The organism is Phenylobacterium sp., assembly GCF_044372605.1.
GTDB lineage: Bacteria > Pseudomonadota > Alphaproteobacteria > Caulobacterales > Caulobacteraceae > Phenylobacterium.
The window spans coordinates 1-14,793 of the sequence record NZ_JBILRO010000058.1 but is presented as its reverse complement, the minus strand read 5'-3'; the positions used below and the strand labels follow the sequence as shown (position 1 = coordinate 14,793).

At 65.5% G+C, this 14,793-nt stretch carries 12 protein-coding genes; 5 read left to right on the top strand and 7 right to left on the bottom strand.

Going from position 1 to position 14,793, the window contains the following annotated elements; all coding sequences use genetic code 11:
- The 4 genes from ACIQ42_RS07155 to ACIQ42_RS07140 all read right to left on the bottom strand — a co-directional run.
- Nucleotides 1–250, bottom strand: a 250-nt coding sequence (locus ACIQ42_RS07155; protein WP_397421521.1) for a hypothetical protein, incomplete at its 3' end; no start/stop codon positions are given.
- 646 nt (nt 251–896) lie between these two features.
- Nucleotides 897–1,538 (bottom strand): MarC family protein, encoded by a 642-nt coding sequence (locus tag ACIQ42_RS07150; RefSeq protein ID WP_397421520.1) that lies wholly within the window; start codon nt 1,536–1,538, stop codon nt 897–899.
- A gap of 246 nt (nt 1,539–1,784) precedes the next feature.
- On the bottom strand, nt 1,785–2,993 hold the full coding sequence (locus ACIQ42_RS07145) for an OmpA family protein (RefSeq protein ID WP_397421519.1): 1,209 nt from the start codon (nt 2,991–2,993) through the stop codon (nt 1,785–1,787).
- Nucleotides 2,994–3,290: 297 nt separating this feature from the next.
- The gene (locus ACIQ42_RS07140) at nt 3,291–5,069 is read right to left on the bottom strand and encodes a cation:proton antiporter (protein WP_397421518.1); all 1,779 of its coding nucleotides are present in this window, start codon (nt 5,067–5,069) and stop codon (nt 3,291–3,293) included.
- Between the two features lie 536 nt (nt 5,070–5,605).
- Between ACIQ42_RS07140 and ACIQ42_RS07135 the strand changes: the two genes are divergently transcribed.
- From ACIQ42_RS07135 to ACIQ42_RS07120, 4 genes are read left to right on the top strand one after another with little or no spacing between them, the layout of a single operon-like run.
- Entirely contained in the window at nt 5,606–7,657 is a 2,052-nt protein-coding gene (locus ACIQ42_RS07135) for a TonB-dependent receptor family protein (protein ID WP_397421517.1), read from the top strand.
- Between the two features lie 14 nt (nt 7,658–7,671).
- Nucleotides 7,672–9,030: a PepSY-associated TM helix domain-containing protein gene (locus tag ACIQ42_RS07130; RefSeq protein ID WP_397421516.1), complete on the top strand. Its 1,359-nt coding sequence runs from the start codon at nt 7,672–7,674 to the stop codon at nt 9,028–9,030.
- An 18-nt stretch (nt 9,031–9,048) separates the two neighbouring features.
- A complete protein-coding gene (locus tag ACIQ42_RS07125; protein WP_397421515.1) occupies nt 9,049–9,909 on the top strand; it encodes a DJ-1/PfpI family protein in 861 nt (286 codons plus the stop codon).
- Nucleotides 9,906–10,349, top strand: coding sequence for a copper chaperone PCu(A)C (locus tag ACIQ42_RS07120; protein ID WP_397421514.1), 444 nt, complete (start codon nt 9,906–9,908; stop codon nt 10,347–10,349). The genes ACIQ42_RS07125 and ACIQ42_RS07120 overlap by 4 nt, the downstream gene beginning before the upstream one ends.
- A gap of 311 nt (nt 10,350–10,660) precedes the next feature.
- On the opposite strand, the gene hisG is transcribed toward ACIQ42_RS07120, so the two are convergent.
- The 3 genes from hisG to hisS are packed head-to-tail and all read right to left on the bottom strand — an operon-like array spanning nt 10,661 to nt 14,210.
- Nucleotides 10,661–11,617, bottom strand: coding sequence for an ATP phosphoribosyltransferase (gene hisG / locus ACIQ42_RS07115; RefSeq protein WP_397421513.1), 957 nt, complete (start codon nt 11,615–11,617; stop codon nt 10,661–10,663).
- Nucleotides 11,614–12,741 (bottom strand): ATP phosphoribosyltransferase regulatory subunit, encoded by a 1,128-nt coding sequence (locus tag ACIQ42_RS07110; protein WP_397421512.1) that lies wholly within the window; start codon nt 12,739–12,741, stop codon nt 11,614–11,616. The genes hisG and ACIQ42_RS07110 overlap by 4 nt, the downstream gene beginning before the upstream one ends.
- The gene (hisS, locus tag ACIQ42_RS07105; protein ID WP_397421511.1) at nt 12,741–14,210 is read right to left on the bottom strand and encodes a histidine--tRNA ligase; all 1,470 of its coding nucleotides are present in this window, start codon (nt 14,208–14,210) and stop codon (nt 12,741–12,743) included. The genes ACIQ42_RS07110 and hisS overlap by 1 nt, the downstream gene beginning before the upstream one ends.
- Nucleotides 14,211–14,609: 399 nt before the next feature.
- Here hisS and ACIQ42_RS07100 point away from each other — a divergent pair.
- A partial coding sequence (locus ACIQ42_RS07100; RefSeq protein WP_397421510.1) for a sodium-dependent bicarbonate transport family permease occupies nt 14,610–14,793 on the top strand: 184 nt, incomplete at its 3' end.

The following is a 14,793-nucleotide window of genomic DNA, read 5'->3' as shown; positions in this document are numbered from 1 at the left end:
CGCCCTGGCCGTAGTGGGGACGACCACTGCCGCCCGGATTGTAGCCGCTGCCACCGCCGGCATTGGATCCACTACCGCCGCTGCCGCCCGGATTGTAGCCACTGCCGCCGCCGGCATTGGATCCACCACCGCCGCTGCCCCCGGGATTGTAGCCACTGCCACCGCCTGGCCTGGATCCACTGCCGCTACTGACCCCAGGGTTGTAGCCACTGCCACCACCGGGACGCGGGTCGCTGGCTTGCCCCGCCATCGGGGGGCGGGACGCTCTCGCTCCGGACGTCGCCGAAGAGGTACTAGCTGAGGGTGAGGGCTCGCCAGCAGGCGGTCTTGCCGAGGGTTGGGCCCATGCCGCGCTACCGCCCACACTCATTACCACAACTGCCAGAACGGCCGGAGCTGAGTCGCGAGGCAGGAAGCGTTTTATACTCGAATGCATAATCGGCAGCTCTCACAAAAATGAAATGGCTCGTCGGTGTGATTTGGCATGAGGCCTGCCCCCGGTAAAGGCTCCAGGAGTACGAAATTCGGATCAATTCGAGGCCATTTGGTCGGAGTTGTCGCCGCTTGTTGCGGTTGGCCGGGGTCTGATGGCTGCGGCTACAGCTTCTCGAGGCGCCGGGGCGTGTACCGATGTGCGGCGCCTTGCGGCGGCAAGCCGCCACTCCATGATTGTGGGATGGGGTCGATGGCCGTCTAACTCTACTGGTCTTCGTGGCGATCAATGTCGGACGGTCATCGGTCGCGGGCGGCAGCCAGGCACGGACTCAAGGTTTGCCGATGTACGGTCGTGAACGTCCCGGGACCGCCGACCGAACTCGCAAGGCTCCTCCGGTTCAAGAGCAAGTCATGATCGTCTGAGAAAATGATTGCATGACCTCAAGCTGCGGCGCGCGCGTTCAGTGAATAATGGCCAGACCTTTCAGCGCGACGAGGATTGCCTCAACAGCAAGACCCGCCTGCAACGACGCAAACACCCATCCGATGATCTGCAGCAAGGGCAGGCCGACAATACGCATGATAGACCGTGCAGCCAGCATCGCGAACAGATTGGCGACCAGAATGCCAGCGACCATAAGCAGGAACGCCACCTGGGATTCGGCATCGCCGGCACTGCGATCCAGATAAAACAACAGGACGACGATCGCGCCAGGCGTGACGATCGTGGGCACGACGAGCGGCGTTGCAACAGGCTTGCCATGCCACGACGCAGGGGGGCGAACAACCGGCGCGGCCGTCTTGTCAGCGGGCGGAACATCAATGATGTCAAAGTTCATGATCGATTTTAGCGCGGTCACAAACAGGATGATCCCGCCACCGATGATCAAGGCATTGACAGAAACGCCCCAGCTTTGGCGCGTGGCGCTGGCGACCAGCAAGATGAACGCGACAAGCGCGCTGGACACCATGAATGCCTTCACGGCCAGATTGCGCCGGTAAGCTGGTACCGCATCATGGGTAAGCAGGTAGAATACCGGAATGATCTTTATGGGCCCCAGCGTGACCAGCAGAATAGTGAAAGCATAGGAAAGGTTGATCACGGTTCGCCCCTTCTGTGCATCCGGCGGAGCCAGTCTCCCCCATTCAGACCGTTTTGACAGCAGAATTGAGCCGATCAGCGGCTCGATTTACACGACTGGTCCCGCTCTACGCGGCTCTTGAAGAGGCCGGGTCGACCAAACAGCTGCCCCCTTAGGCGCAAGAAAGCCACCTTAGGCGCAAGAAAAGGGCCCGGTGTTTCCACCGGGCCCTGAACTTCATTTCGACGAACCTGTCGTCGATCGAGATCAGAAGTTGATGTCGATCGTCGAGCGGCGGTTCAGCGGTTCCTTCACGCCGTCGCCGGTGGCGACCGCGGGCATGGTCTCGCCCTTCCAGTCCACCGACAGGGCGGTCTGGTTCACACCGGCGCCGACCAGCGAGTCGGCAACGGCCTTGGCGCGACGTTCCGACAGGCGGACGTTGTAGGCCAGGCCGCCGGAGGTGTCGGCGTGACCGACGACCACGACGCGGGTGGCGTTTCCGGCCTTGGAGTAGTTGGCCGCATCGTCGATCACCGCCTGGGCTTCCGGCGTGATCACGAACTGATCAAACGGGAAATAGACGATGAACTGCCGGGCTTCATACGCCGGCGCCGGAGGCGGCGGGGGCGGAGGAGGCGGCGGGGGCGGCGGCGGGGGCGGGGGCGGAGGCGGAGGCGGCGGGGGGGGAGGCGGCGGCGTTGCCGCGAACAGGTAACGCAGACCCAGAGTCAACGACTCGTCGCGATACTCGCCGCTGAGTCCGCCAGGCTGCAGGCCAGGCGTACCGCCGCCGACGGTGGTGAAGTCCATGTCCGAGCCAGCGAGGTAGCGGTAGGTCAGGTCCACGCGGAGCTGATCGGTCGCGTTCCAGGCGATACCCGCAATGCCCTGATAGGCAAACGACGTATCCTTGTCGTCGATCAGCAGATTCTGGATCGCCGGGTTAGCCGCCGAGATGGCGCCGGTGATGTTCGAGAACTGGCCGGTGACGTCAACCTTGGTGTGGTTGACGCCGATGCCGCCGCCGATGAAGGGGCTGAGGGCCGAGCCGGGGAGAATGTCATAGATGACATTGCCCATCAGGGACCACGAGGTCACATCGCCATCGGGTGCGCGGCAGGCGGGCGCGGCGGCGGTGCGGACGACGCCAGGAGTGCAGAGGCCAACGACAGCCTGGTTGGAACCGCCGCGGATCGAGTCAACGTCGCCCCCGCGGTAGCCGACTTCCAATTCAATGCGCCAGTTGTCATCGAGCTGGTAGCCCAGCCGGGCGAAGCCGGCCCAGTCGTCCTGCTGATTGATGTCCCAGGCGTACGGCGAACCGTTCGCGGCGTTGTTCGAGGACGTCACCTTGAATTCGGTGGGCCAATGGTAGCCAAGATCAACGGCGCCGTACCAGCCGTCTCGGGCCGCGGCGCCTGAGGCGACGCACGCCGCAGCCATTGCGGCCCCGGCCAGGAGTTTCAGTTTCATATACAGAGCCCTCTTTTTGCCCTTGTTTGCTGCGGCCGATTGACCCAGCTGTTGTCATACCAAGGTCGGTAAGTTTCTACAATGTCGTCGAAGCCACAGTCACTTCGCAATTTCGGATGACCGGCGACCGGACCCCGCGAAGCGACCTGGCGCGGCAGCTTTCTCCATGGATAACGCTCTCCGCGTTGTTTCCCAACCAACCATTTACCGACTTGGTTCCATCGAACGGAAACGACGATGATTTTTCCCGTCGTCGGGCAGATTCCCAGGATGACTGGTCGCCCTGACCCTAAAAATCTAGCGATCCTGTCGAAAACGCCGCGCCCGGCCCGCCGGCGACTCGGGTCGGTTCAGGGCCTTGCGGAATTCGTCGCGCCGCTCATGGATCGAGGCGATGACAAGGCCCATGGGCACGCCGATGCCGACCAGAACCGCTTCTGACAGTTGCAGACTGGCTTCAACTGTCTCGGGAACCGCGTCGGTGGCGCCAAGCTCATAGAGGCGCTGGGCGTGACGGGCGTCCCGCGCACGCGCAACGACAGTCAGGTCCGGGCGAAGTTCGCGCGCGACCGACACAATCGCCTCCGCCCCCTCAGGGTCATCCATGGTGATCACCAGGGCGAGCGCATCCGCCAGGCCGCAACGCAGCAGGAACTCGGGACGGGCAGCGTCACCGAAGTAGATCGCCTTGCCGGCGCGACGGCCCTGTTCCGCCAACTTCGGGTTCTGGTCGGCGGCGACCCAGGGCAGATCGTGGCGCTCCAGCATCTCCCCGACCAGCCGGCCGACGCGACCGTAGCCCACCACCAGGACCACAGGCTTCGAGTCGGCATAGACGGTGTCGGGATCCCGGGGCAGTTCGGCCGGCGCCACACGTCGCCCGCCGAGCTTCAGGCCCAGCTGGGCGAGGAAGGGGATGGCGAACATCGACAGCGTCGCGGCAACGAGAACCGTCTGGCCGGCCGTCTGTTCCACCAGGCCCTGGGCCATGGCCTGCCCCAGAATAACGAAGGCGAACTCCCCCGCTCCGGCCAGCAGCAGCGCTGCCTCGATGGCGCTGCGCGACTTGAGGCCAAAGGCGCGCGCCAGCAGGAAGACGACGGCCACGTTGAGGCAAACGAGCCCCGCCGCTGATCCGAGAATGACGGCGGGCCGCTCCAGCAGCAGCGGAACGTTCAGGCTGATCCCGACCGATAAGAAGAACAGTCCCAGCAGCAGGCCCTTGAACGGCTCGACCCGGGTTTGAACCTCGTGTCGAAACTCCGTTTCCGCCAGCAGCAGACCCGCAACAAATGCGCCAAGCGCCATGGACACCCCGGCGGCTGCGCTGATCAGGCCGGCCCCGATCACGACAAGCAGGCACGCGGCGATGAACAGTTCCTCACTGCGCACCTTGGCCACCGAACGCAGCATCGGCCGAAGCAGCACCCGTCCGAAAATGAACAGCACCGCCAGCCCGACAATGGCCGGAAGCAACGGAAGCAGCAGGGCCGGCGAGAACGGCTGATCGGACCGCTGACCCATCAGCGTGAGTGTGATCAGGATCGGCGCGACGGCGAGGTCCTGGAACAGCAGGATGGAGAACGTGGCCCGCCCCGCCATGGCATGGAGTCGCTTCTGTTCGGCCAGGATGGGTATGACAATGGCCGTCGACGATAACGCCAGCGCAGCGCCGATGGCGAGGGCGGCCATTGGCGGTTGACCGACGGCCAGCGCCAGCATGGCGCTGGCGGAAAGGCAGAGCCCGACCTGCAGGGCCCCCAGCCCGAATACATAACGACGCAGGCTCCGCAGCCGCTCCCATGACAGTTCAAGACCAATCGCGAACAGCAGAAAGACCACGCCGAGCTCCGCGAGCTGGGAGAGCTCCTGGGGCTTCTCGATGGTCAGCAGGCCAAGCCACTGGATCTCGTGGGCAAGACTGCCAAGGCCATAAGGCCCCAGAACGACGCCTGCGCCCAGGAACCCCAGGATCGGGCTGATCTTCCAGCGCTGAAACAGGGGTACGACCACGCCAGCCGTCGCCAGGAACAGCACAACGTCCTTGTAGGCGCCTGTCTCGATCTCTCCGGCCATGGCGTCTCCAACCCACCCAGGGGCCCACCATCGCACAGGCCCGCGCCTTGCGGAATTCAGCGATTTCGATAGATGCTGGTGTTGTGAACCTGCCAACCCCTCAACCGTTGCAAGCGCGCGCCGAACGCAGGGCCATTGTCGCCCTGCTCACGGCATTCGCCCTGCTGGTCCAGGCTCTGATCCCCACCCTGGCTTCGGCCGCGCCAATGTCGCCGAGCGAGATGACGCTCTGCACCCTGGACGGCGTGCAATCCGCTCCAGGCGGTCCGGTCCCCGATCCGTCCTCGACAGATCATAGTTGCCAACACGGCCTTTGCCCCGCGATCACCACAACGCCGCCGCCGGTCATCAGCCTGCGCCGCGTTGTCTATGCGCTGGTTGAAGCACCCGTTGCGGACACGCCGCGCGGTTTCCGACCCCAGGCCCGCGCGCCGCCCCGTCCACCCGGACAAGGCCCACCACTCTCTCACGCCTGATCGACATCGCCGGCGCGCACTCCTGCGCGCCTGTCCTTCTGTGTGTTGAGAGACCTTTTCATGAATACGCCTCTTCGCGCGCTGCTGCTCGCAGCCGCAGCTCTACCCGCGCTTGCGCCGGCGACCCTGTCTGCCGCCGAAACACCGACAACCGTCGATACGGTGATCGTCACCGGCGCCCGCAATCCCGAAGACCCCCCGGTCGTAGGCGACGCGCGCAAACGCCTTTCCGAAACCCCTGGCGCCGTGTCGGTGATCTCGGCGGAATCCTACGAGAAGCGCTTCGCCATCGCACTCGACGACATGCTGCGCGACGCGCCCGGGGTCTACGCCCAGCGCAAATGGGGAGGCGATATCCGCATCTCGATCCGGGGATCGGGCATCGGCAACGCCAACCACAATCGGGGGCTGCTGATCGCCCAGGACGGCCTGCCCCTCAACGAGGCCGACGGCTTCGGCGACAGCCAGTCCATCGACCCGCTGATCGCCCGCTTCACCGAGGTCTATCGTGGCGGCAATGCGCTCCGTTTCGGCGGCGCCCTGTTGGGGGGCGCCATCAACGTTGTCACCCCCACCGGCCGAAACGCAGGTTTCGAGAACCGGGTGCGTATTGATGGCGGCAGCTATGGCCTTCTGCGCGAACATGTCGCTTTGGCCCGCCAGTCCGGCGACTGGGACGTCTTTGCCGCCGCCACCAACCAGACCGGCCAGGGTTACCGCCCCCAGAGCCAGCAGAACCTGCAGTTCGGCGCTCTGAACGTCGGCCGGAGCTTCGGGGATGACCGGGAGGTCCGGCTCATCATCAACGGCTGGAACATCAACCAGGAGATTCCGGGATCGCTGACCCTGGCGCAATTCAACGCCAATCCGCGACAGCCAGCGCCGGGAAACTACGCCAATGACAATGGCCGCCATCAGCGGGGTGTCAGGACCTCGCTGCGCACCACCTGGCGGCTGAACGACAACACCGTCCTTGAGGCCGGCGGCTATGCCGTATGGAAGGACCTGGACCATCCGATCTTCCAGGTGATCGACCAGCAGAGCCGCAACTACGCCGCCTTCGCAAGGCTGAACTGGGAAGGCGAGATCGGGGGACTGCGCGCCGACGCCTATGCCGGGCTCTGGGTCCGCACGGGCGACCTGGACTCCAACTTCTATGTCAATGTGAAGGGCGCGCGCGGCGCACCGACCTCGCGCACCCTGCAGAACGCCGATGCGACCGACGTCTTCGCCGAGGGCCGACTGTTTGTGACGCCGCATCTCGCGCTTGTGGCCGGTGGCTCCTGGGGCCAGGCGAAACGCGACTACCAGAGTTTCGCCATTCCCGGGGTCGCGACGACCTTCAACCTGAAAGCGGCGAAAGACTATGACTGGGTCGCGCCGCGTCTGGGCCTGCTCTGGGAAGCGGAAGACGGCACACAGGCTTTCGCCAATGTGACCCGGTCCGTGGAACCGCCAAACCTGGGCTCTCTATCGCCCACCAATGCCGGTTTCGCGCCCGTGCAGGCGCAGGAGGCCTGGACCGCAGAAGCCGGCTTCCGGGGTCGGCGCGGTCCCCTTCTGCTCGATGTCACAGTCTATCGGGCCTGGCTGAACAAGGAACTGCTGCAGTTCACCGTGGGGCCGAACATCCCGGCTTCGACCTTCAACGCCGACAAGACCGTGCACCAGGGCATCGAGGCGGCGCTGGACTGGACGATTGGAAAGGGTCTGCGTCTGCGGCAGACCTATACGCTCTCGGATTTCAGGTTCGATGGCGACGCCCAGTATGGCGACAACCGTCTGCCGATCGTGCCCAGGCACTTCTACCGGGCCGAGCTGCGCTATGACCATCCGGCGGGCTGGTTCGTGGCGCCCTCGCTGGAATGGTCGGCCTCAAAGATCCAGGTGGACTACAGCAACCTCACCCAGGCGCCCGCCTATGCCGTCCTCAATCTGAACGCCGGCTACGCGGTCAATGACCGGATCTCGTTGTTCATCGACATCCGGAACCTGGCGGACAAGGACTACATCTCCAACATCCAGGCCCAGATCCGGGCGACAGCCGCCAGCGCCGCCTATTGGCCGGGTGATGGGCGGTCGGTGTTTGGCGGCCTGGCCGTGGCGTTCTGAAGGGGGAGGTGATGATGACCACCCACGACACACAGGGCCCGGCTGATGCCCACGCTGCCGGACAAGTCTATCGAGCCTTCTGGCGCTGGCACTTCTATGCGGGGCTGTTGATACTGCCGATCCTGATGCTGATGGCCCTGACCGGGGCGACCTATCTGTTCAGGGGGGAGATCGAAGGGGTCGTCTATAGATCGCTTCAGGTGGTCGACATCCGACCGACAGCGACATCACCCTCCCAATGGGTATCGGCAGCGGAACGCGGGCTGGGCGGCAAGGTCATCCAGTTCACGATGCCCTCCGAACCGGGGCGCTCGGTCCGCCTGGTGGTGGATGCCGGTGGCCTGAAACAGACGGCCTATGTGGATCCCCATGACGCCCGATTCCTTGGGGCGACCCCGGATGGCGGCGTAATGAGCACCGTCAAGCGGCTGCACAGCCTTGAGATCGCTGGGCCGCAAGCCAATCTGCTGGTCGAGGTGGTCGCGGGCTGGGCGATTGTCATGGTCTTCACGGGTGTATTCCTTTGGTGGCCGCGCGGCCAGGCAGGCGGCGTTGTGACGGTGCGCGCAGGCCCCGCGCGGCGGGTGTTCTGGCGCGACCTGCATGCAGTGACCGGCCTCTTCGCGTCGGCCGTGATTGTCTTCCTGGCGGCGACCGGCATGCCCTGGTCGGCGGTCTGGGGAAAACAGGTGCGCGCCATCACGACCGAGGCCGGGCTGGGACGGCCCGCCGCGCCAGGTGGCGAGGTTGGGGGTCAGCACACCACTCACAGCCCGGTCGCGGCGCGGTCTGACGCCATGCCCTGGGCGCTGCAACACACCGGGATGCACACAGGCCAGATGGCGGGCGTCACCTCCGTCGACTCCGTGGTTGCCAGTGTTGAGGCTGCTGGTCTAGGTCGCCCCTATGTGGTGTCAATTCCCCAATCAGCAGGCAAGGCCTGGACTGCGTCGTATGCGCCTGACCAGGTAGAGGACAGTCGTACGCTCTATATCGATGCCGCTACCGGCAAGGTGATCGGAGACCTCGGCTGGCGCGAGTATGGCCCTGCTGCCAAGGCTATCGAGTGGGGGATTTCCGTTCACCAGGGCCAGCAGTACGGCTGGGTCAATCGATACCTGATGCTGGCAGGCTGCGTTTCAATCTGGCTGCTGGGGGTCTCGGCGATCACGATGTGGTGGAAGCGACGGCCAGAAGGACGCCTGGGGGCCCCTTCGCGTCCCGCCAACCGCCGCGCCTACCTGGGCCTGGCCATCGTCGTTGTCCCACTGGGCCTGATCTTTCCGCTGGTCGGCGCATCTCTGGTCGCCGTGCTGCTTTTCGATCTTGCTTTCCAACGCTTCATCCGGGCCATGCGCCCGGCCGCAACCTGAATCCCAAGGAGATCACTCATGACCTATGATCGTAGAAGCCTGATGCAGGGCCTGGCCGGACTGTCGGCGCTGGCGCCTTTCCTGTCGCTTGAGCGCGCCATGGCGGCTGTGGCGCCGCCGAGCGTCGAGGAGGCGATGATGCGCGCCGCCGAGGCGCACGGCGCCCTGATGGCCGTGCCGGGCATGCGGATGCATGCCGGTGAAACCGTCAGCATGCTGCTCTATCCGGGCTTCACCGCCATGGATCTGGTCGGTCCGCACTACTTCTTCGCCAGCATGATGGGCGCGAAGGTGGAACTGGTCACCAACCAGCCGACCCTGGAGCCGGTGAAAAGCGACCTGGGGCTGGCGATCGCGCCGACCGCCCGTCTGAACGACGCCTTCGAGACCCCCACCATACTGTTTGTGCCGGGCGGCGGGGCCGGAACGGTCGCCGCCATGGATGATCCGGCGACCATCGACTACCTGCGCGACCGGGGGAGCCGGGCCACATACGTCACCAGCGTCTGCACAGGCTCGTTGCTGCTGGGCATGGCCGGACTGTTGAAGGGTCGCAAGGCGACCTCGCACTGGGCCGGTCGCAGTGTCCTGCCCGAGTTTGGCGCGACACCGGTTGACGCCCGGGTGGTCACGGACGGTAACGTCATTACCGGTGCCGGCGTGTCTGCAGGCCTCGACTTCGGTCTGGCGATGGTCGAGAAACTGAGGGGACGCCCCTATGCCCAGGCCCTGATGCTGCAGGCCGAGTACTCGCCGGAGCCGCCGTTCAAGGGCGGTACGCCCGCGAAGACCGACCCGGCGATTGCAAAGGCTATGGCCGGCATGATGGGCCCGGTCGAGGCACGAGCACGCGCCGTCGCGCGAAAGGTGAAGACATGAAGGCTTTTCTTCCGGTGATGGCGGCGGCGCTTTCCGTCGCGTCTGCAGCCCATGCGACGCCGGGCGTCGAGGCGGCCTGGAGCCGCCCCGCGGCCCAGGGCGCGACAGGCGTGGGGTTCATGACCCTGGTCAATACCGGCGTGAAAGCGGACGCTCTTGTGGCGGTCGATTCACCAGCCGCCCGGCAAGTGCAGATCCACCAGTCCAGTGTGAGCGGGGGCGTGGCCAGTATGCGGATGGTGGCATCTGTGCCCGTTTCGCCGCGCGGCCGTGTGGCGTTCGCGCCGGGAGGGTATCACCTGATGTTCCTGGGGCTTACCCGGGCTCAGAAGGTGGGAGATCGCCTACCGGCGACCCTGGTCTTTGCCAGCGGCGCCAGGATCCAGACCACATTTCTCGTGGGCGTTTCCGCGCCGACCACCCCGCATGCTGGCCACTGAGCCGACGCGGGCGATCCAAAAGATTTTTTGACCGCAACGTCAGAAATGTTTGAGCGGGATATGGCTTTGGTCTGAAAAAGAATCGGCCCGCAGCGGGGGATAGACGCTGCGGGCCGCCTTGAGCAGTCGCTCTTTAACGAGCGGGCGTTTCCTCCCCGAAACGCCGGAAACTTCGGAACTTGCGTCCTCATGTTTCTCGCTGGATTACAAAACGGCAATTTTCTACCCGAGTCAACGCCATCAGGGCCTCGCCCGGGCAAGGATCGGTCATAATTTCGCGATCTGCGGTTAAATTTACGCCATTTTTTGACTCAGAAGTCAAAAATCCGCGACTTCAGATCGTCGTATGAAGAGCACGCAACATCAAAAACGAAGTCTGGTTTGGCGGCTGTCACGGGCCCAAGCCCTGCCGCTGTCAGCGCCAGCGACGAATCCGGAATCCGGGAGACCTCGACAAGCAGCCCGTGCGGTCGGTGCGTTGCACCGGCGGCGACAAGCGTCTCCACGACCTGACGTTCGGCCTCGTCGCCGCGCGCGGGCCAGGTGAGGGTGGCGCTGCGCAGGGCCGTGGCCCGGGCCTCGACGACGCGGAGCAGCCGCTCGCAGGCCGAAAGCGCTGTGTCATCCCATGTCGCGCTCAGCGAGGCGACCAGCTGGGCCTGACTCCTGAGGATCACGCCATCCGCCAGAACCTTCAGGCCATTGGCGACGAGGGTGGCGCCCGTCGTGGTGATGTCCACGACAAGTTCCGCCGAGCCTGCAGCCGGAGCGCCCTCCGTGGCGCCGTTGGACTCGGTGATCCGGTAGTCTGCGATTCCGTGCCGCGCGAAGAACGCCCGCGTCTGGATGAGGTACTTGGTCGCTACCCGCATGCGGCGGCCATTGCGCGCGAGATAGTCGTGCGCGACCTCGTCCAGATCGCTCATGGTATCGACGTCCAGCCAGCTCTTTGGCGCAGCAACCACCAGATCTGCCCGGCCAATCCCGAGCGCCCTCAGCAACAGAACCCGCGCGTCGATGTCATCCCCTCGTTCGCGCAGCAGGTCCTCGCCGGTGATCCCGAGATGGACGTCGCCGCTGTCAAGCGCCTCGGCGATATCGGCGGCCGACAGCAGGCGCACCTGAACGTCCGGCACACCCCTGAGGCTTGCCAGATAGCCGCGCGCGCCCCCCGAAACGTCCAGCTTCAGGCCGCTATCCGCCAGCCAGGCTTCCACCTGTTCCTTCAGGCGGCCCTTAGAGGGGATCGCCAGCACCAGACCACTCATGCCTTGCCTCCTGCCCAGGCGCGCCAGGGCCGGACCATGCACCCCACGGCGTGAAGGTCGCCTCGCCCGCCCAACCTTGCCAACAGACTGTCGTAGCGGCCGCCAACCGCGACCGGCTGGTCGGCGCCAAGGGCCGCGCTTCGGACCTCAATGGTAATGCCGTCATAGTAGTCGAACGCATGCCCAAGGGATGGGGTGAAGCGCATGCGCCCGGGCGGAATGACTGTCTCGAGCAACGCCAGTCGTTCGCCCCATAGCGCCAGCGCGGCGTCCAGCGCTGGAGTTCTTGAGCCGGCCAGTGTCCTGACCTGTGCAAAGGCGGCCGTTGACGTGTCGTTAATGGCCATGAACGCGCGGATGGATTCGGCCTGGACCTCGGTCAGCGCCAGTGCGCTCGCGGCCTCGGACTTGCGAACCAGGCGACTGGCGATCTCGGCAGGCCCACGGCCGCCTACCGGCTCCACGCCTGCGAGGGCCCACACTTCCTCAAGCAGGGCGGCGGCCTCGGGTTCCGACAGTCCCGACAGGAGGCCGGCCAGACGCCCCCCCGCATTGACCGAAGTCTGGCCTGCCCGCGCAAGCTCCGCCGCCAGCAGGCGCGGGCGCCCCGCAATCCGCTTCAGGCGACGCGCGAGGGCGTCCGATAACTCGAGCGAGTCAATGAATGCCGAGAACAGGGCCACGTCACCGAGCCAGAGAGACAGGTCCTGACGCCGCCCGGCGCTCGCCGCGGCCCAGGCCAGACTGGCGACCTCGGCATCCGCTTCGGCGGTGGGCTGATCCGCCGAGAAGACTTCCAGGCCAGTCTGGACGAACTCTTCGGGTCGATCCGAGCCGGTTGAGGCGCGATAGGCCGGTCCCTGATAGACATAGCGCCCGTCGACCAATCCACGTTCCAGGTGTTGACGGGCGATGGCCACCGTGAAGTCAGGCCGCAGACAGGATTCTGGGCCGCCCTCGGACTGAACCACGAACAGGCGGGCGCGCATCGCCTCCCCGGCGAGATCAAGCAACAGGTTCAGCGGCTGGAGCAACGGGGCATCAATGCGCTGGCCGCCAGCGGCCTCGAACGGCGCAAGAACCCGGCTGAGCACGTCGCCGGGCACGGAAGGTTCGACGCGCATCAACGTGGCTCCAGGATACGCCGCAGAACCGCGACAAGCTCTGCACGGGGCACGGTCTGCTGGCCGGGACGCTGTTCCCGCCAGGCGGCATTGTCGGTCATGCCCGAGGCCAGCGCCCGGCCGAGGTCGAGATCCTTGACCGTCACGGTCCCGGCGGCGAGTTCATCGTCGCCGACGATGATCGCCGCGGGCGAGAGCCGGCGATCCGCATACTTCATCTGGGGCCGCATTCCGGAGGTTCCGAGATAGACCTCGGCGGCGATACCGGCCGCGCGGATCTCCTGGGCCACTGCGAAGTAGTCCGCCATCCGGCTCTGGTCGAAGGCGATCACCACCACCGGGCCACGTTGGGCGACGGCGAGATCCTGGCCCGCCGCCTTCAAGGCCGAGGCCAGTCGGGACACGCCGAAGGAGAAGCCGGTGGCCGGCGTTCGCTCGCCGGTGAACCTCGCCACCAGGTCATCGTAGCGCCCGCCGCCGCCAATGGAGCCGAACCGCATCGGCTGGCCCTTGTCATCCAGCGTCGAGAGCAGGAGTTCGGCCTCGAACACCGCGCCGGTGTAGTATTCCAGCCCCCGCACAACCGACGGGTCAAACAGGGCGCGATCGGGGCCCACGCCCAGGCTGCCCAACGCCGCATCGATGGCGGCCAGTTCGGCCAGGCCCTCGTCGCCCTCCGCGGAGCCGCCGACCACGTCGGCCAGCTTCCCCAGCGTCTCGGACCGTCCACCGACGCCCGCCGCTGTGAAGGCCAGCACCCGCTCGGCCGCGGCCGCATTCAGGCCAGCGCCTTTGGTGAAATCACCGGACTCATCCTTCCGGCCCTCGCCCAGCAACAGCCGGACACCATCGGGACCAAGCCGGTCCAGCTTGTCGACAGCGCGAAGCACGGCCAGCTTCTGGCCATCGGTCTCGACGCCCGCTGCCGTCATCAAGCCGTTCAGTAGCTTGCGATTGTTGATCTTGATGACCGCGGTCCCGGTCGGTAGCCCGGCTGCCTCCAGGCCAGCCACGGCCATGGCGATGATTTCAGCGTCGGCTTCCGGGCGGGCCGAACCGACGGTGTCGGCGTCGCACTGCCAGAATTCCCGGAACCGTCCCGGCCCCGGCTTCTCGTTGCGCCAGACCGGCCCGAAGGCGTAGCGGCGGAACGGCTTGGGCAGCGTCTCCCAGGTCTGGGCGGCGAAGCGGGCCAGCGGCGCGGTCAGGTCGTAGCGCAGCGCCATCCACTGCTCGTCGTCGTCTTGCAGCGCGAAGACCCCCTCATTGGGTCTGTCGGCGTCGGGCAGGAATTTCCCGAGGGCATCGGCATACTCAAAGGCGCCGGTCTCCAGAGCTTCAAAGCCCCACAGTTCATAGACCCCGCTTACAGCCGCCAGGATTGCGCGCTCGGCGGCCACATCGCGTCCGCGACGATCATTGAACCCGCGAGGGCTGCGGGCTTCAGGGCGGGGCGCTTCTTCGGTCATGGCCGCGCGCTTAGCGGCTTGGGGGGAAAGGCTCAAGGCGGGAAGGTCGTCCATAGGTCGTCTCTCTCGGAAAAGGAGGGCGACGGACGGGGCGTTTAAGTCGGTAAGCCCCGTCCGCAACGGCGGGGCTCGGATCGGAGGTTCGCTTAGGCCACGGCGCTCCGGCCCGATCCCGCGAGGGTCGGATGATGGGAGGGCCGATGATGGAGTGCGGACCGCGTCATGACAGCACAGCCTATACAAGCCTTGTGTTACGAAGTCACTCACCACCGCGCGCCGAGCGGTCGCGTTGATCGATGCAATCATTTACATTGCAAATCATCGATAGCGTAATTCGCAATTTCCCGGATCATGGTCGGCTTCGTAGAGACGCCACCCACTGCTCCGGGGGAAGTCGACATGGACGTTCTGACGCTGGCCACCGGCAACCTGCTGCAGCCCGCCGTGCTGTTCTTCGTGCTGGGCATTCTGGCCGGATTTGCGAAGTCAGATCTGGCCATTCCCGAGGGCGTGGTGAAAACCATGGCGCTCTATCTGATGCTTTGCATCGGATTCCGGGGCGGAGTAGAGGCGGCTCATGCCG